At 67.2% G+C, this 17824-nt stretch carries 17 protein-coding genes and 1 tRNA gene; 8 read left to right on the top strand and 10 right to left on the bottom strand.

Annotation, left to right across the window (positions count from 1 at the left end; all coding sequences use genetic code 11):
* Positions 1-101: 101 nt before the first annotated feature.
* Together AMYHA_RS21135 and AMYHA_RS21140 are read right to left on the bottom strand one after the other, a co-directional pair.
* Positions 102-335, bottom strand: coding sequence for a hypothetical protein (locus tag AMYHA_RS21135; protein WP_034273857.1), 234 nt, complete (start codon positions 333-335; stop codon positions 102-104).
* Between the two features lie 133 nt (positions 336-468).
* A tRNA-Arg gene (locus AMYHA_RS21140) sits at positions 469-542 on the bottom strand.
* A gap of 194 nt (positions 543-736) precedes the next feature.
* On the opposite strand from AMYHA_RS21140, the gene AMYHA_RS21145 reads away from it, so the two are divergent.
* Together AMYHA_RS21145 and AMYHA_RS21150 are read left to right on the top strand one after the other, a co-directional pair.
* Positions 737-2812, top strand: a complete 2076-nt coding sequence (locus AMYHA_RS21145; RefSeq protein ID WP_084037413.1) for a cytochrome c oxidase assembly protein — start codon at positions 737-739, stop codon at positions 2810-2812.
* A gap of 130 nt (positions 2813-2942) precedes the next feature.
* Positions 2943-3617: a class I SAM-dependent methyltransferase gene (locus AMYHA_RS21150; protein ID WP_084037654.1), complete on the top strand. Its 675-nt coding sequence runs from the start codon at positions 2943-2945 to the stop codon at positions 3615-3617.
* Positions 3618-3654: 37 nt separating this feature from the next.
* On the opposite strand, the gene AMYHA_RS21155 is transcribed toward AMYHA_RS21150, so the two are convergent.
* Both AMYHA_RS21155 and AMYHA_RS21160 read right to left on the bottom strand, forming a co-directional pair.
* Complete coding sequence (locus AMYHA_RS21155; RefSeq protein WP_034273863.1) at positions 3655-3957, bottom strand: MoaD/ThiS family protein; 303 nt, start codon at positions 3955-3957, stop codon at positions 3655-3657.
* Positions 3954-5069, bottom strand: coding sequence for a WD40/YVTN/BNR-like repeat-containing protein (locus tag AMYHA_RS21160; RefSeq protein ID WP_034273866.1), 1116 nt, complete (start codon positions 5067-5069; stop codon positions 3954-3956). The genes AMYHA_RS21155 and AMYHA_RS21160 overlap by 4 nt, the downstream gene beginning before the upstream one ends.
* 275 nt (positions 5070-5344) lie before the next feature.
* On the opposite strand from AMYHA_RS21160, the gene AMYHA_RS21170 reads away from it, so the two are divergent.
* The 4 genes from AMYHA_RS21170 (at position 5345) to AMYHA_RS21185 (ending at position 8349) form a co-directional block, all read left to right on the top strand.
* Positions 5345-5824, top strand: coding sequence for a hypothetical protein (locus AMYHA_RS21170; protein WP_034273870.1), 480 nt, complete (start codon positions 5345-5347; stop codon positions 5822-5824).
* Positions 5825-6092: 268 nt separating this feature from the next.
* Positions 6093-6416: a YciI family protein gene (locus tag AMYHA_RS21175; RefSeq protein WP_034273872.1), complete on the top strand. Its 324-nt coding sequence runs from the start codon at positions 6093-6095 to the stop codon at positions 6414-6416.
* Positions 6413-7663, top strand: a complete 1251-nt coding sequence (locus tag AMYHA_RS21180; RefSeq protein ID WP_034273875.1) for an RNA polymerase sigma factor — start codon at positions 6413-6415, stop codon at positions 7661-7663. Before AMYHA_RS21175 ends, AMYHA_RS21180 begins: the two co-directional genes overlap by 4 nt.
* 65 nt (positions 7664-7728) lie before the next feature.
* Positions 7729-8349 (top strand): maleylpyruvate isomerase family mycothiol-dependent enzyme, encoded by a 621-nt coding sequence (locus tag AMYHA_RS21185; RefSeq protein WP_034273877.1) that lies wholly within the window; start codon positions 7729-7731, stop codon positions 8347-8349.
* Here the strand turns inward: AMYHA_RS21185 and AMYHA_RS21190 are convergent.
* Together AMYHA_RS21190 and kynU are read right to left on the bottom strand one after the other, a co-directional pair.
* Positions 8336-9982 (bottom strand): DUF7800 domain-containing protein, encoded by a 1647-nt coding sequence (locus AMYHA_RS21190; protein ID WP_051400153.1) that lies wholly within the window; start codon positions 9980-9982, stop codon positions 8336-8338. The genes AMYHA_RS21185 and AMYHA_RS21190 overlap by 14 nt on opposite strands.
* A 118-nt stretch (positions 9983-10100) precedes the next feature.
* On the bottom strand, positions 10101-11345 hold the full coding sequence (kynU, locus tag AMYHA_RS21195; RefSeq protein WP_034273879.1) for a kynureninase: 1245 nt from the start codon (positions 11343-11345) through the stop codon (positions 10101-10103).
* 93 nt (positions 11346-11438) lie between these two features.
* On the opposite strand from kynU, the gene AMYHA_RS21200 reads away from it, so the two are divergent.
* Positions 11439-12149, top strand: coding sequence for an MBL fold metallo-hydrolase (locus AMYHA_RS21200; protein ID WP_034273881.1), 711 nt, complete (start codon positions 11439-11441; stop codon positions 12147-12149).
* A 1095-nt stretch (positions 12150-13244) separates the two neighbouring features.
* Positions 13245-14483, top strand: coding sequence for a S8 family serine peptidase (locus AMYHA_RS21205; RefSeq protein ID WP_034273884.1), 1239 nt, complete (start codon positions 13245-13247; stop codon positions 14481-14483).
* A gap of 114 nt (positions 14484-14597) precedes the next feature.
* On the opposite strand, the gene AMYHA_RS21210 is transcribed toward AMYHA_RS21205, so the two are convergent.
* From AMYHA_RS21210 to AMYHA_RS21225, 4 genes are all read right to left on the bottom strand, one after another.
* Positions 14598-15167: a hemerythrin domain-containing protein gene (locus AMYHA_RS21210; protein WP_034273887.1), complete on the bottom strand. Its 570-nt coding sequence runs from the start codon at positions 15165-15167 to the stop codon at positions 14598-14600.
* 62 nt (positions 15168-15229) lie between these two features.
* Positions 15230-15901: a hypothetical protein gene (locus tag AMYHA_RS21215; RefSeq protein ID WP_034273890.1), complete on the bottom strand. Its 672-nt coding sequence runs from the start codon at positions 15899-15901 to the stop codon at positions 15230-15232.
* Positions 15894-16526 carry an RNA polymerase sigma factor gene (locus tag AMYHA_RS21220; RefSeq protein WP_196776945.1) on the bottom strand — a complete coding sequence of 211 codons (633 nt, stop codon included), beginning with the start codon at positions 16524-16526 and terminating at the stop codon, positions 15894-15896. The genes AMYHA_RS21215 and AMYHA_RS21220 overlap by 8 nt, the downstream gene beginning before the upstream one ends.
* Positions 16527-16767: 241 nt before the next feature.
* Positions 16768-17799, bottom strand: coding sequence for a YeiH family protein (locus AMYHA_RS21225; protein WP_084037416.1), 1032 nt, complete (start codon positions 17797-17799; stop codon positions 16768-16770).
* Between the last annotated feature and the right edge of the window lie 25 nt (positions 17800-17824).

Genomic DNA, 17824 nt, shown 5'->3' on the forward strand with positions numbered 1-17824 from the left:
ACGGACCACCCCTGTCGCATGCCCCGGTGGCCAAACCGGGGGCATGCGACAGAGTGGTTCACCCACAGGGTACTCATCGCGATGATCGCGTGTCTCCACCATCACGACGCCTCCGGGATGCGCGGTGATGACGAGCGGCCGACAGCCACGACGGCAGCGAGCCCGGCGCAGGAGCTGCGAGAGCTGCCCGCGCCGCGCCGGGTTTGCCAGCGGCCGACCGCGGTGAACGTCGTGGCCATGATCGCCAGGAGCGCGACCGCGCCGACCGCGTCCCTCGGTTCGCCGAGGGACGCTGTCGGCGGCATGGCGACGCCGTAGCCGATGCACCGCCGCATCCATCGGAATGGCACGCCGGACCGCCTTCGAGCCGATCAAGGTCCGGGTGAAAGCGGACCCCTTTTGGACCTTCCGGTGTTCGAGGTTCGGGTTAGGAAGTGATCAACATGCTCCGTGACCTCGTGATACGAGTGCCCCCGGCAGGACTCGAACCTGCGACCTAGAGATTAGAAGGCTCTTGCTCTATCCAGCTGAGCTACGGAGGCGGGCCGAGGCTACGCCTGGCGCTCTGGCCAAGTTTATCGGTAGCCGTTGGTGTGATCGCGTCAGATGTCGCGATTGTTTCACCTGAGGCGTACATCGGCATGGCGTTCGGGCAGGCGACGTCGCCCGGATGGCGTCATCGCGGCCGACCATACGCACTAACGACGCACTGTGAGCGGCGCCGCATTTCGCCGTTATGCGGGGGTGCGCGCGTCGCTGCCACTCGTCAGCACCCTACCCTTCTGATGTGCGGCAACAGCAAGGAACGGTGACAACGACGCGCACGTCGCGGCCAGCGGGCGTGACCACGCTCGCCGTGGTGGGCACGTCGCTCGCCTTCGTGGTAGCGGTGCTGTTAATCACACTGTCCGGTGCCGCGGGCGAAGAGATCGCTGGAATCTCTGATCCCGGCGCGTTCACCCGATACGGCGTCACCGTAACGCGCGTGCTCGCCGAGATCGCCGCCGTCGTCACCATTGGCTCGCTGCTGCTGGCCGCGTTCCTGGTGCCACCGCAGAAGTCCGGCACACTCGCCGCGGATGGCTATGCCGCCGTGTGCACCGCGGCGATATCCGCCTGGTGCTGGATGGTGGCGTCGATCGCCGCCGCACTGTTCGCCGCCGCCGATGGCGCAGGCAGGCCGGTCACTGACCTGCTCGATCCGCAGGTCTTCGTCCAGTTCGTCGGCGCCATCGAACAGCCGAAAGCGTGGCTGATCACGGCGTTCATCGCGTTCGTGCTCGCCGTCGCGTCGCGGGTGGTGCTGTCGTGGGGCTGGACGACGGTGCTGTTCTTCGTCGCCGTCGGCGGTCTGATTCCGATCGGGGCCACCGGGCACTCTTCTTCAGGTGGTTCACACGATGTGGCGACCAACAGCTTGCTCATCCACATCATCGCCGCCGCGCTCTGGGTGGGTGGCCTGATCGCGCTCATCGCGCTCGGCAGGCGCAAGGGGCCGGACCTTCCGCTGGCCGCCCGCCGGTTCTCCCGCATCGCACTGGCCTGCTGGATCGCGATGGCCATCTCTGGCGTCATCAACTCACTCGTTCGGGTGGCGCCCGGTGACTTGTTCACCACGCAGTACGGCCTGCTGGTCTTCGCCAAGATCACCGCTCTCGGCATGCTCGGTGTGTTCGGTCAGCAGCAGCGCAGCAGGGGCGTCCGTGCACTTACCGAGCGAGGCACGAAGGGCGCGTTCATGCAGCTCGCTGGGGTCGAGGTGCTGATCATGTTCGTGACGCTCGGCATCGCGGGCGCCCTGGCGCGCACACAACCACCTGCCGAGATTGGCACGGTTCCCGGCACGATCGAACTTCTCATTGGCTACCCGCTGGAGGGACCACCGACCCTGGCGAGGTTGCTGTTCGACTGGCGCTTCGACCTCATCTACGGCTCGCTCGCCCTCGTCCTCGCCGCCGTTTACCTCGCGGGTGTCCGGCGGCTGCGTCGCCGCGGCGACTCCTGGCCGGTAGGCCGCACAGTCGCGTGGCTGCTCGGCTGCGCCACGATCCTGATCTCGACGTCGTCCGGCATCGGCAAATACTCGCCAGCCATGTTCAGCGTGCACATGGGCAACCACATGCTGCTGTCGATGGTCGCGCCGGTGTTCCTCGTACTGGGCGGCGCCGTCACGCTCGCGCTGCGTGCGCTGCCACCAGCGGGCAAGAACGGTGCGCCGGGACCACGCGAATGGGTGCTGGCGTTCGTGCACTCGCCCATCTCACGCGGGCTGACACAACCGCTCGTCGCTGGCGTGCTGTTCGTCGGGTCGTTCTACTTGCTCTACTTCTCAGGGCTGTTCGACGTCGCCCTCGACTACCACTGGGCGCACTTGGCGATGAACGCCCACTTCCTGCTGGTCGGCTACGTCTTCTTTTGGCCGTTGATCGGCGTTGACCCCGCGCCGCGGCCACTTCAGCCCCTTGGCAGGCTCGGCCTGATGTTCGCGTCGATGCCGTTCCACGCGTTCTTCGGCGTCATCCTGATGAGCTCGCAGACCGTCATGGGAGCGGCCTTCTACCGCGGCCTCGACCTGCCGTGGGTCAACGATCTGCTCTCGGAACAACGTCTCGGCGGCGGAATCGCGTGGGCATCTGGCGAGATTCCCGCGCTCATCGTGCTGATCGCGCTGATGATGCAGTGGGCACGCGCAGACGAGCGGCAGGCCAAGCGCATGGACCGCAAGGCCGACGGCGACAGCGAAGCGGATCTCGCCGCGTACAACGAGATGCTGCGACGCATGGCGAACGAGGGCGACCAAACGCGCCGCTGAGCGTGGCTCTCGGGCGATCGATACCGTCCAGGCACGCCGCGCAATGGGGGAGGAACAGTTGGCCGGAACCGCGCTGTACGACCGCATCGGCAACGGATACTCACTAGGACGGCGCACCGATCGACGTTGGATGACGGCCATCCTCGCCGCACTCGGCACCGCGCATTCCATCGCGAACATCGGCGCGGGCACCGGCTCCTACGAGCCAGACGATCGGCCCGTACTCGCCCTAGAGCCGTCCAGCAAGATGGTTCGTCAGCGACCGCACACAGCACATCCCGCCGTTCGCGCGGTCGCCGAGGCCCTGCCGCTGCGCGACCATGCCGTCGACGCCGCACTGGCCGTACTCACGGTCCATCACTGGTCCGACTGGCGCGCAGGGCTCACCGAACTCCGCCGAATAGCACCGCGCCAAGTCGTCCTCGCCTACGACACACATCGGCACACCGAGTTCTGGCTGGTCCGCGACTACATACCCGAGATCGCTGATGTGGAACTGACCCGGCCGTCCGCGGACGACATCGCGACCGAACTACGCGCCGACAGCGTCACGGCCTTGCCGCTGCCGTGGGACTTCACCGATGGCGTGTTCCCTGCCTACTGGCGACGCCCAGCCGCCTACCTCGACCCTCGCGTTCGGCGCGCTTGTTCCGCACTCGCGCAGACGAACCCTGACGCCGTCGAGCGCGGCATAGATCGTCTACGCCACGACCTGAACACCCGCCGATGGCATGAACGTCACCGGAACCTACTCGACCTCGATCGGTGGGATGCCGGCTTCCGTCTCATCGTGTCGCACACCTGAGTCAGCCGTTCCGTATCGGAGCGGCGCGCCCAGCAGGCTACCCACCCGCCATCGCGCCGACGATGAGCAGCGGTTCGTCGCCTATGAGAACCTCCTTCGGTAACGGCGTGTCCGGCGGATCATGCGAGAGATCCCGCTCGCAGGCGAAGTAGCGCACGAATGCTCGGCGTTTGCCGGTGTTCAGGTCACGGATCGTGCCGCGCAACACCGGGTACCGGTCCTCCAGCGCGTCCAGCACCATCGACACCGAGGCCTCGCCAAGATGATCGAGGTCCAGTTCGACTTCGCCGTCCACGTGCGCGAGATTACGCAGATGCGTCGGGAGCTTGACGCGGATCATGGCAGCGTCTGCACCTCCACGGACAGCACCGACGGCAGGTTGGACACGATCGGCGCCCAACTGTCTCCCGCATCAGACGATGCGTAGACCTGGCCTCCCGTTGTGCCGACGTAGACACCACACTCATCAAGCGAGTCGACCGCCATCGCGTCGCGCAGCACGTTGACGTAGCAGTTCTCCTGCGGCAACCCGTTGGTCAGCGGTTCCCACTCGTTGCCACCGACCCGGCTCCGGTACACGCGCAGTTTGCCCTCCGGCGGGTAGTGCAGCGAGTCGCTGGTGATCGGGACGACGTAGACCGTGTCCGGCTGGTGAGCGTGCACCGCGATCGGGAAGCCGAAGTCGGTAGGCAGATCGCCACTGATCTCATACCAGTTGTCGCCCGCGTCGTCGCTGCGCATGACGTCCCAGTGCTTCTGCATGAACAGCACATCCGGCCGGGACGGATGCATCGCGATGCGGTGCACGCAGTGGCCGACCTCGGCGTCAGGGTCCGGGATGCCGTCGGACTTCAGACCTCGATTGATCGCCTGCCATGTCTGCGCGCCATCGTCGGTGCGGAACGCGCCAGCCGCCGAGATGGCGATGGTCAGCCGGTCCTGGTTGGTCGGATGCTGGATGATCGTGTGCAGGCACAGCCCGCCCGCGCCCGGCTGCCACTGCGGCCCTGTCCCGTGGGCTCGCAACCCGGGCAGCTCCTGCCATGTCTGGCCGCCGTCGACCGTGCGGAACAGCCCAGCGTCCTCGATGCCCGCGTAGACGGTGTCCGGGTCGGTCAGCGACGGCTCAAGATGCCAGACGCGGGTGAACTCCCATGGCACCGCTGTGCCGTCGTAGAACTGATGCGTGCCGGTCTCGCCCTCATAGGTGAAGTCCTTGCCCACCGGCTCCCATGTCGTGCCGCCATCGTCCGAACGCTGGATGAGCTGCCCGAACCACGCTGTCGACTGCGACGCGTAGAGGCGCTCGGGATCGGCGGGTGATCCCGCGACATGGTAGATCTCCCAGCCAGCGAAGTGCGGTCCGCTGACCTTCCACTCCTCGCGCTTGCCGTCCGATGTCAGCACGAACGCACCCTTGCGTGTGCCGACGAGAACACGTACTCGACTCATGCTTGCTCCATTCCTCTCCCCCTCCGATCGCGCCTGCCACCAGTGCTGACCGCGGTCGAGCGGGTGCTTGTCGCTGTATCGCGCAGTCTGGCAGCGGGGACCGACAATTCGGCGAATCCGAGGCTGTTCGGTAGTCGAACGGGGCACGGGCGGCGTTACGGATTCGCAGGTTCAGGCTGGGGCCAGACCACCGTCGCGATGAGTCGCGCGGTGGCGATCCTCAGCGTCCTGCGTGGCACGTTGTATCCGATCTAGTTTGCAAGTAGTTTTAAACTATGACCGCACCAGAGGTGAACTTCTCGGATCTGTCCAACAAGCCCAAGGACACCGTCCGCAAGCTCGAACGCTCGCGGACCAGGTCCCTGCGAGTGCATCGGCGTGGTGCCGACGAGGACCTCGTGCTGACCACCGCCAGCCGAGCCGCGCAGACCATGGAGGTCTCGACCGCAACCATCCGGCTGTTCCTCATCCTGCTTGAGTTCGACGACGGCTTCCGAAGGCTAGTCAATGACGTCATGCCCGGGGCGTTCCCGTGGGTGCGCTTCCTACCTGAGGACGACGTCCGGGAGTTCGCCACAGAGTTGATCGACGCGCTGGCAGGTGGCGAAGCGCTCAAGAATCCCGCGCCAGCCGCTCAGGTCATTACCAGCTGGCGACACACCGCGGAAGTCCACGCCGACCCTGAACTGTTCACCATCCTGACGTCGGACGGAGAGGACCTTGGTGCCGTGCCTCAACCGGCGGCGGACACGTGAGTCCCAAGCGCAACGATCGCGTCGCGCCACCACCGATCGAGCACGAGTGGGATGTTCGCTTCTCGACCACGGAAGCCGTCAAGGGCTGGGATGAGCTCTGCAATGCCGCCCCAGGCAACACCGCAGACGCGTGGCGGACGATGCGCGTCACTGACTGACCTGTCGTCTTACCCCGGCACACAACCGATGTGCGCCATACAGTAACCAGGTGTCCTGATCGAGCTGTGCCGTTCGTCGGTGTACTGGATCGACATAAGGAGGAACGGCTGTGAAGTACATGCTACTCATCTGCGGCGATGAGACGGCGGCGAAGCACGCGGAGGACGGCTGCGGCGGCTGGACCGACGAGATGCAGGCGCGAGGCGTGTTGCGAGGTGGCGCCGGGCTGCGGCCGCCACACGACGCCACGACGGTGCGCCTTCGTGACGATACGGTGCTGCTGACCGATGGCCCGTTCGCGGAGACGAAGGAACAGATCGGTGGGTTCTGCCTGATCGAATGCGCCGACTTGGACGAAGCGATCGAGATCTCGGCAAAACACCCCGCAGCGAGCTACGGCACGATCGAGATCCGGCCCGTCGTGGACCCGTGATCGACGTCGAAACAGCGGTCGCCACCGCGTTCCGCGAGGAATGGGGCCAGGTTGTGGCCGCCCTGATCCGGACGACCGGTGACTGGGACTTGGCGGAGGAATGCGCGCAGGACGCGTTCGCGCAGGCGCTGGCGCGCTGGCCGCACGACGGCATTCCGGATCGTCCCGGCGCGTGGCTGACGACGACAGCTCGACGTCGGGCCACCGATCGGTTGCGCAGGGATGCAGTCGGCGCGGCCAAGCTGCGAGAGGTGGCTGCCATGACTCGCGAGCCGGAACCGCACCCCGACGACAGCGGTGTGCCGGATGACCGGTTACGACTGATGTTCACGTGCTGCCATCCGGCGCTGGCGCTGGAGTCCCAGGTGGCGCTCACGCTGCGTACCCTGGCAGGGCTGACTACGACCGAGATCGCACGAGCGTTCCTTGTCGGCGAATCGGCCATGGCGAAGCGCCTCACTCGCGCCAAGCAGAAGATCAAACACGCGGGCGTGCCGTACCGGGTACCGCCCGCGCACCTGCTGCCGGAACGCACGCCCGCTGTGCTCGCGGTGCTGTACCTGCTGTTCAACGAGGGCTACTCGGCGACTTCGGGAGCCGAGCTGATCCGGCACGACCTCGCCGCTGAGGCGATCCGGTTCGCGCGAGTGCTGACCCAGCTGATGCCCGACGAACCCGAAGCGGCAGGGCTGCTCGCGCTGATGCTGTTGCAGCACGCCCGCCGCGACACCCGGGTCGACGGCGCCGGTGAGCTGGTGACGCTGGCCGAGCAGGATCGCGACCGTTGGGACCACGATGAGATCGCCGAGGGCACGACGGTGCTGGATGGCGCGCTGCGGCGCGGTCAGCCAGGCCCGTACCAGATCCAGGCCGCGATCGCCGCCTGTCACGCCACGGCGCGGGACGCCGCCGACACCGACTGGACACAGATCGCCGCGCTCTACGAGCAGCTGGAGCAGCGAACGCCGTCACCGGCCGTGGCGCTGAACCGCGCGGTGGCCGTCGGCATGGCGGATGGCCCGGCCGCAGGGCTGCGGCTGGTGGACGAGCTGGCGACGTCCAGTTCGCTGGCCGGGTATCACCTGCTGCCCGCGACCCGCGCGGACCTGCTGCGACGTCTCGGTCGCGACGTCGAGGCGGTGGAGGCGTACCGCGAAGCGCTGGCGTTGGCGCCGACCGGCACCGAGCGCCGCTACCTGCGCCGCAAGCTCGCCGACCTCGGTGCCAACGTCACCGAGAAATCCTGACGGAGATGTCCTGCCGGGTCGCGCCCACTCGTCGGTCAGTAAAGCCCCCGAGGAGAGGAGCCCCGATGACCGAGACCCAGCAGGCCATCGCGACGCAACGTCGTGAGCTGGCCGCGTTGCTCACCGAGCTGCCCACCGCACGCTGGGACGCACCGACGCTGTGCGAAGGCTGGCGGGTCCGGGAGGTCGTCGCGCACATGACGATGCCGTTCCGGCATTCGGCACCGCGCGTACTGCTCGAAGCCCTCAAAGCGGGCGGCCACTTCGGGCGGATGGCCGACCGTCTCGCCCGGCAGGACGCGGCGGCGCATTCACCCGAGGAACTGGTCGCCACGCTGCGCGACAACGCGGAGCATCCGTGGCGGCCGCCAGGCGGCGGGTTCGAGGGCGCTCTGTCGCATGACCTGATTCATAGTCTCGACATCACCGTGCCGCTCGACCTCGACTGGCAGGTACCCGAGGAGCGGTTGCGTATCGTGCATGGCACCCTGACGCCGAAACGCATCGCGCGCTTCCACGCCAATCTCGACGGCGTCGAGCTGCGCGCCGATGACATCGACTGGTCCTACGGCTCCGGTAGCCCGGTCACCGGCGCGGCCCAGGATCTCCTGCTGGCCCTGTGCGGCCGGACCGTGCCCGAAGGCAGGCTGCGTGGTACCCACAGTGACCGCTTCAGCCGCGTGTGACCCGGCCGCCGTGGCTGGCGAGCGGCACCGTCAGCGGTTCGCCCACTTGGGCGTCGGACTCGAACGTAACCGTGTAGTCGCGGTCGGCGATGTCCAGCACTGCGACCTGGTTGCGGAAGTCCGGCCCCGACAGCCGGTACCACCACAACGGGCGCGGTCCGACCCCGCGTCGGCGTGCCCACCAGCTCACCAACCGGGTCACGGCCTTCGACCACGTCACGCGGAACGCGAGCTCGGCCACCAGCGGAATGGTGTTGTGTACCGGAGAGCACGTCACCTGCCACACCTTCGGCCACTCGCGCTCGCCGAAGTGTGCCTCGGCGATGTAGCTGTGGTGGACATCGCCGGAGAGCACGCTGACCGTGGCAGGCGGTCGCGTGGTGCGTTCGCCACTGCCGATGGCGTGCAGCAGTCTGGCCAGCCGGTCGAACGAGGTGCGAAACGCCGACCAGTGCTCCAGGTCGATCGCCTGCCGCACCCGTTCGGCCAACCAGCCTCGGATGCCACCCCGCGCGCACGCGCGCTCGTTCAGCGACTCCACCTCGTGCACGGCATGCGGCAGCAGCCACGGCAGCGACGAGCCGATCAGCAGGTGCTCATAGTCACCGCGCGTCGCGTCCTCGATCCAGTCGAACTCGGCGTCGGACACCATGAGCCGATTCGTGCCGAGGATGCGGCCGCACCGGGTGTCGATGACGACCAGCCGCACCGATCCGATATCGCGGCGGTAGCTCCAGCGGGTGTACTTCACGCCGTCGACCTCGGCGTCGGCCTTGTCGGCGAAGTCGCGGAGGACGTCGTAGGCGTCGCCGGTCTCGCCCACGCGGCGGACCTCGGCCAGCAACTCGTGCTCAGCGAGTTCGGACGGCGTGAGGTTGCCGAGGTGCTGGTACAGCCAGTACGCCATCAGGCAGCCGCGAATCCGCTCGCGCCACCAGGGCAGCCGCGCCATCGCGCGTCGCCATGCGGCCGAGGTGTTCCAGTCATCGATGATGTCGTGGTCGTCGAAGATCATCGACGTCGACACCGTGGACATCAGCCAGCGAATCTCGGGATCGGACCAGGTCTCGGCGTAGAGCTGGGTGGCTTCCTCGAAGTCCGCGACGCCGATGCCCGGCGGCTTACCGGTGTCGCGGCGCCGGGAGATCCAACGCCGGATGTAGGGCGAGGTCTCGTCGGCGTATACCTGGTCGCCGAGAAGTAGCAGCACGTCTGGCCACTGCGAGTCCGATTGCTCGGCCATACGCTCGGCGTAGGCGTTGAGCGCGTCGCCGCCGACGTTGCGCCGCTGTCTGGGGGTCAGCGGCGAGGCGAACCGGCACGACCCGAACACCATCCGCAGCTGGGAGCCCTGATCGACGGCGTAGGTGCGGATGCGGCTCGCCGGAAACGGTGAGTCTGGCAACGGCCACACGGTGTGGCCGTCGAGGCTCACCGTGTACGGCCGCGACTCGCCCGGAGTGAGGCCGGTGATGATGACGAGGCCGTAGTGATGCCCGCCGACCTGGAACGTCCGCGACGTGCTGCCGAGGATCTCGACGACACATGAGCGGTCGGTCTCGACCCAGACCGTCGCCGACGTCTCGTCGACGTGCCGCAGCACCGGCCCCAGGATCAAACGTGGTTCGGTCATCAGCCGTCCGCTTCAGAGGTTCGACATCCGCTCGCCGGTCACGAGCCCGTCAGTCCTCAGCCAGCCTGCTCGATCGGCCACCGCCGCCGCAAGTTCACCGGGCGGTGCAGCGGACCGGTCACGTGACCGTCGCCGGTGCGCCGAAGCGCTCCTCCCGCCAGACGCCGGACTCCAGCACATCCCGCAGCCGCACCACGGCGTCCCACACGTCGGCGTAGCGCAGGTACAGCGGAGTGAAGCCGAACCGCAGCATGTCAGGCGTGCGGAAGTCGCCGATCACGCCGCGTTCGATCAGTGCCCGGATGATCCGGTAGCCGTCCGGATGTCGCAGCGAGACCTGGCTGCCGCGTTCCTCTGGGTCGAGCGGCGAGGCGATCTCAAGTCCGTGACCCGCGCACTCCGCTTCGACCAGAGTGACGAACAAGCTCGTCATCGCGACACTCTTGGCACGAACCCTGCCCATGTCCACCCGGCTCCAGATGTCCAAACTGGACTCCAGTGGCGCGTAGGACACCACCGGTGGCGTGCCGACGAGGAACCGAGATATCCCCGGCGCGGGCTGGTACTCCGCGCTGAACGCGAACGGGTCGGCGTGGCCGTGCCAGCCGGACAATGGCTGCCGCGCATCATGCTGATGGCGCCGCGCGGCGAAGGCGAACGCGGGCGAGCCCGGCCCGCCATTGAGGTACTTGTACGTGCAGCCGACCGCGAAGTCGACGCCACAGTCGCCAAGCCGCACCGGCAGCGCGCCGACACTATGGCAGACATCCCAGATCATCAGCGCCCCAGCGCGATGCACCTGGTCGGTCATCCGCGCCATATCGCGGAGTCGTCCAGTGCGGTAGTCGACGTGGCCGAGCACGACCACCGCCACGTCGTCGTCCAACACCTCGGCGAGGTCCTGGCCGTCGTAGAGCAGCTTACGTCGGTAGCCCTTCGCGGAGCTGGTGGCGCCCTCGACGATGTAGAGGTCGGTGGGGAAGCCGCCCGCCTCGGTCACCACCGTCGAACGTCCTGGCCGAAGCCGTAACGCCGCGCTGAGCACCTTGAACAGGTTGATCGACGTCGAGTCGCAGACCACGACCTCGTCCGGCTGCGCGCCGACCAGTGGAGCGATCCGCGCACCGAGTGTGCGGGGTTTGTCGAACCAGCCGGCGTCGTTCCAGCTGCGGACCAGGCCTTCGCCCCATTCGACGTCGACCAGCTCGCGGACCCGCTCGCTTGCGGCGCGCGGGAGCGGGCCAAGTGAGTTTCCGTCGAGGTAAATGACGCCGTCCGGCAGCGTGAACTCCTCGCGCATCCGCGCGAGCGGATCGTGCTTGTCCAGCTCAGCGCAGTCCGAACGGGTGGCGGGTGTGACCATCCAATCGCCCCTTTCGTACCCGCACATCATGCCGTCACGCACAACCCCCGGCCCTCGCCGCCTACACGTGGGGAACGGATAGGCTCCCGCTCTATGTCCGACCGACTCTATTTCCGCCAGTTGTTGTCCGGCCGTGACTTCGCTGTGGGTGATCCAGTCGCCACCCAGATGCTGAATTTCGCGTATCTGATCGGCGACCGTGAGACACGGGAAGCCGTCATCGTCGATCCCGCCTACGCCGTCGGCGAACTGCTCGACGTGCTCGCCGCGGATGACATGCGGCTGGTCGGTGTGCTCGGCACACACCACCATCCCGATCACGTCGGCGGGAGCATGATGGGCTTCGAGCTGCCGGGGCTGGCCGAGCTACTGGCCCGCGAGCCGGTCCCCGTGCACGTGAACCGCGAGGAACTCGACTGGGTGCAGCGCATCACCGGCGTCTCGGCCACCGACCTCACCGGGCACGACCACGACTCCAGGATCGAGGTCGGCGCCATCACCATCCGCACGCTGCACACGCCGGGTCACACGCCGGGCAGCCAGTGCTTCCTCGTCGGCAACCGGCTCGTCGCGGGCGACACGCTGTTCCTCGACGGCTGCGGACGCACCGACTTTCCTGGTGGCGACGCCGAAGCGATGTATCACAGCCTGCACCAGCTCGCCGGGCTGCCGAACGACCCGGTGGTGTACCCGGGCCACCAGTACTCGAAGGATCCGTCCGCGCCGCTGTCGACCGTCCGGGAGAACAACGTCGTGTTCCGGCCCCGGTCGCTGCAGGAGTGGCAGCAGATGTTCGGCGCCTGAGGGTCCCAGCCCGTACGGCGTTGTGGATCTTGATGCGTTCTGGCGGTCCGGACCGCCGTCTTGCCTCAAGATCCACAACGCCAGGCAGGCCGAACGCGGTAGTGAAGAAACCCCCGGCCACCACCCCAGCGTCACTCTCGCGGTAGTGCGACGGTCTTTTCCAGGGTGGCGCCACCGAAGCATGTAGCCGAGCCCGGTCATAACCGGCGCCGCCACTTCCCGAAGCGCTCCTCGACACGGTCGCCCCGTCGCGGACCTCACTAGCCGAAGTTGATCTACTCCCTGCGGGCTGTGATCGCAGGAAGACTGTTATGTCCGTTTCTATTCGTCACAGCCCGCAGGAAGCTGATCAACACCGCGGCACGCGAGTGCGTGCCATGAGCCGCGAGTTCTCGCGCTCTCTCGATTTCGCCACCCGCGCCCACGATCCAACTAATTGCCAACGTGACAATACCGAGCGCGCATAGCAGCATCGCGATACCCGTGACTACCTACCTTCGTCGGTTCACGTTCCGTGGAATAACAATGACGCCCGCTGCGCCAATTCTCCCGGGAGAACGAGAACTCATTCACTGGCTGTCATTACTCGGTGCGATGTCCGGGTGAATCCAGCCAACAGGCATTACGAGGACCACTCATGTTCGTTGGTCACGGTCACCACAACCGAATATGGCAGCGCAACGACGCGGTCTAGCCGAAACCAGGGATTCCCGTCCCGATGATGACGACGCCGAGAGTGAACCGGAGGGGCCACGGCGGAGCAACAAGAACCCCAATTCGGACATCGTGCCTAGAACGCGATATTACGGAAGGAAGGTGCCTCCTGCGTTGAGCTGAACAACTCTCGCACCATTGAGCAACATTGCCGACACAATTAAAAAAGCAAAGCGAGTCATTCCCATCCGGGCTCGCCAGGATTTCTGCGCCAAATTTTCCACCGACCAATAAATGATGTTCCAACATTTGAGGGACAGGTCGTGACAAGGCCGTTGTTATCTGTATTACTTACCGATCAGTCCGACAACCAAGCGGGCTGAACACGCTGCCACATCGCCCACCGGCACGTGGCAACGAGAAACAACGGAAAGGAACGTCATGCGCATAACCCCACGCGCAGTCGCATTGAGTGCGGCGTTGCTGGTCATGCCAGGAACGGCGTACGCGGCGACGGGAACGTCAGCTTCGTCCGGCGATGAAGGCGCCAAACGCTACATCGTCACCCTGGTCGAGGACGCGAAGCCGGGTGCCGTCGCCAAGCAACACTCGCAAAAGCACGACGCGCAGGTGCGGCACGTGTACAAGCACGCGCTGAACGGCTATTCGGCACGCATCCCTGCCAGCCAGGTGGCGCGCATCCAGGCCGATGAGCGGGTGGACGCCGTCACGCCGGACCGGAAGGTCAGCACGTACGCGCAGAGCACGCCGACCGGGATCGATCGCATCGACGCCGAGCAGTCGACCACGGCGAACATCGACGGCACCGACGACCGCGTCGACGTCGACGTCGCGGTGATCGACACCGGCATCGACCTCGACCACCCCGACCTCAACGTCTACACGAAGGGCGCGAAGAACTGCTCCACCGGCCGCAGCGCCGATGACGGCAACGGACACGGCTCCCACGTGGCGGGCACCATCGGTGCGATCGACGACAGCAATGGAGTCGTCGGCGCGGCACCTGGCGCACGTGTGTGGCCGGTGCGGGTGCTCAATCGCCGTGGCTCGGGCTCCTGGTCCGACGTCATCTGTGGCATCGACTACGTGACCGCGAACGCCGATCAGATCGAGGTCGCCAACATGAGCCTCGGCGGTAGCGGCAGCGATGACGGCAACTGCGGCTACACCAACGATGACGCGATGCACCAGGCCATCTGCAACTCCGTCGACGCGGGTGTCACCTATGCCGTCGCGGCGGGGAACAGCTACGAGGACGCGGCGAACTCGGTGCCCGCCGCTTACGACGAGGTCATCACGGTCAGCGCGCTGGCTGACTTCGACGGCGTCTCGGGCGGTAACGGCAGCCCGACCTGCCGTGACGACGAGGACGACACCTTCGCCAACTTCTCCAACTACGGCGCTGACGTCGACCTCATCGCACCCGGTGTGTGCATCGAGTCGACATGGAAGGACGGTGGTTACAACACCATCTCCGGCACGTCGATGGCCTCACCGCACGTCGCGGGCGGTGCCGCGCTCTACAAGGCCAACAACCCGAGCGCGTCGCCGAGCCAGGTGCAGTCCGCACTGGAGTCCGAGGGCACCACGGACTGGATCTGGCCGAGTGAGGACCCCGACGGCATTCAAGAGCCGCTGCTGAACGTCGGCAACCTCTAACCTTCGGACCGACCTCCTCCCCTACGGCCTGGGCCCGGACCGCACACGGTCCGGGCCCAGGTCGTGCCGCGACCACCACCTGGCACGAGGCGCCAGCGTCAGGCACCCAGCGGGTCAGACCCTGCGGTCGTGCAGCGCGTCGCGCACCTTGTCGATGATGCTGACGCCAGCGTCGAGGACGAGGTTGGCAGGCGGACGATCCGGCATACCAGGGTGAGGCCGGGTCGGCGCGGAGTCCTTCGCGACGATCACCTTCCCACCCAGGTCGCGCAGCTCCGCCTCGGAGCACCGCGATCGCAGCGCCGGTAGCAGATCACGTTCCTCGTCTTCGAAGTGGTGGCGGACGTCGTCGATCAACTGGCTCGCCACGTCGTCGAAACGCGGATCGGATGCGTCGAGCGGCTCCAGCTCCTTCATGAGTCGTTCCGCTCTCGTGTGCTCGGCGATCTCGTGGTCGACGATCTCGTCGCCATCCTCGATCCGGTCCCGCGCGACGGGATAGACGAATTGCTCCTCGGCCACCGAGTGCCGCACTAAGTCCGCGATCACGTGGTCAACGAGGTCCTTACGGTAGGCCAGCGAGTGGTTGTGCCGTTCGATCTCGCTGAACACCCGCTCGAGATCGCGATGATCCCGGATGATGGCGTGGATCAGGTCGTCAGCGAACTGCTGTGTGGTGCTCATCAGTTCTCCCATGGTGGCTGCGGCTCACAGCAGACATACCCGGCTAGGCCGAGCGCGACACCTCACCGCAGGCTGGCGGAGGACCATACGGTGCCCGCGTCGCTGACCAGTTCAACCGCGACGACGTCGGCGGCACCGGGCACCCGCACGACCCAGGTCCACCCCTGTTCCGTACGGATCTGCCAGCGTCCGGCGTCGACCCTGCTGCCGTCGGCTAGCACCAACTGGCAGGTGTAGCTCTTGCCCGCTGGCGCGCCGGACACTCCGACGACCATGACCGGATCACCGTCGACGGTGCTGGCGGACACGGCGCCGACGGGGTCGCCCTCGCTGGTGCGCAGCAGCGCGGAATTGCTGGTGACGGCGATATCGGGTGCCGTGTCCGACGGGGACAACGCGGCGACACCGGCCACGCCGAGCGCGATCCCGATGACGACGGCCGCCGCGAGCCACAGCGCGCTGCCGCCGGGCAGCCACCGGCCGCGGCCCCGCGCCGCCGACTCGGTCGTGATGGCGCTGACCACGGTGCGATCGAGGCCAGGCGGCGGGTCGACACGCGGAGCCGCGGCCAGGGTCCGGTCAAGGGCGGCCTGAATCGAGTCGTAGCTACTCCGGCAGGCGGCGCAGTCGTTCAGATGCCGCAGCAGCTCGTCGCGACTCGGCGAGCCAGCGTCGTCAAGATCGTCGATAGCCAACTCAACGAGCAGGTCGTCGGAGGGATGCCGGTCAGTCATCGCGCACCTGCTCCATTCCCGCACGCAGCCGCCGGAGCCCCGAACGGATGCGTGTCTTGGCCGTGCCGAGCGGGATCCCCTCATGCTCGCTCACCTCGGCCGCCGTGCAGCCAGCCACGACGGCGAGTACCACGGCCCGCGCCTGCTCCGGCGCCAATGCCCGCAACCGTTCCACCGCTCTGTCGCTCTCCACCCTGCGCAGCGCCGACTCCGCAGGGTCGGGACCTTGCACCGTGTCGTTGATGATCTGTTCCAGGACGTCACCGTCAGTCGGGGTTGCCCTGCGTGCCCTGACGACGTCGATGGCGGCATTGCGGGTAATCGTCAGCAGCCACGTCAGCACCGACCCCCGCCTGGTGTCGTAGCCCCCTGCCGCTCGCCACGCCCGCACGAACACCTCCTGTGCGACATCCTCGGCCACGGCGGTGTCCCTGGTGATCGACACCGCGAGTCCGAACACCGCACTCTGGAAGCGACGCACGAACGCCGTGACAGCAGCCTGGTCACCGACAGCGACACCCGCCACCAGTGCGGCATCGGATGCCCTGTCCGCTCGGGAGATCAGCTGCACGTCAGGTGATACGTCCGCATCGGCGATGGGGATTGCGTCCGGATGCGATGCCACGACATCACCCGTGCGTACCGGAATCGACCGCGACCGGCTGAACCGCCACCATCCTCGTCGCACCATTGTTCGCCTTTGCAGGACACGCCGAACCGGCGTCGCGAAGTTCGTGGATCGATTATCACGGACATCACGCCCAACCGAAACGCTTACGCGGCCAGATCGGGAGCTTCGTCCGCCGGAAGGCCGAGCACCGCACGCGCGGATGCGGTGAGCACGGCGGGCACCCGCTCCCCCTAGATCACCCAAGCACAGCCAGCGAGACGTAGCCGGTCGCGCCGATGAGCAGCGTCGCGCCCAGTCCGAGCAGCAACGCGCGCGGGCCGGTGCGCAACAGTGCCCGCAGCCGCACCCCGCAACCGAGGCCGAACAGGGCGCCCGCGAGCAGCAGCGAGGTGATCGTCGCCACGACGCCGAGCCCCGCATCCGGCACGATTCCGGTGCTGCGCACCCCGATCATGGCGAGGAATCCGAGCACGAACAGTGGCACCAGCGGCGGCCCGCGGCCAACTGTCGCGTGGTGCCGCCGTTCCCGCACGCTCATACCCGCCACCAGCGGGGCGAGCAGCACGACCCGGCTGAGTTTGACCACGGCCGCGGTGGCCACGGCCGCCGCACCGGCAGGCGATGCGGCCGCGACCACCTGCGCCACCTCGTGTACCGATACCCCTGCCCAGGCACCCAGCTCCTCGCTACCGAGTCCCAGTACCGGCCCGGCTAGCGGAACGGCGACGATGGCTAGACTCCCGTACAGCGTGACCAGCGCGATCGCGGTGGCGACGTCCGAGTCCTTGCGACGCACGACGCCTTCCATCGCCGCGATCGCCGACGCGCCGCAGATGGAGAAGCCGGTGGCGACCAGGATCGTCAGCCCGCGCGAGACCCCGAGCAGCCTGCCGAGCCACCACGTGCCTGTGAAGGTGACCGCGACGGTGAGCGCGATAGCCAGCAGCGTGCCCGCGCCGAGGCCGAGCACCTGATCGACGGCGAGCTGCAAGCCGAGCAGCACCACCCCGACGCGCAGCATCCGGCGGGTCGCCCACTCCAGCCCTGACCGGGCGAACGTCGGCAGCAACGGCGTGTTTCCGGCGAGCACGCCGAGAACGACGGCGACCGTGAGCGCGCTGAGCCCGGGAATCGCCGCGGCGGTAGCTGCCGACGCGGCGATTCCCGCACCCGCGACCAGCAGCCCCGGCAGCAGCCGACGCGGCGCACGACCGGCCTGGCCGCGCGAGGGGGATGGAGCAGGCTGCGTGTCGTTGACGGTGGCCATGGCTTCCACGGTCGGGGAACCAGGT

The organism is Haloechinothrix halophila YIM 93223, assembly GCF_000504245.1.
GTDB classification, from domain to species: Bacteria; Actinomycetota; Actinomycetes; order Mycobacteriales; family Pseudonocardiaceae; genus Haloechinothrix_A; species Haloechinothrix_A halophila.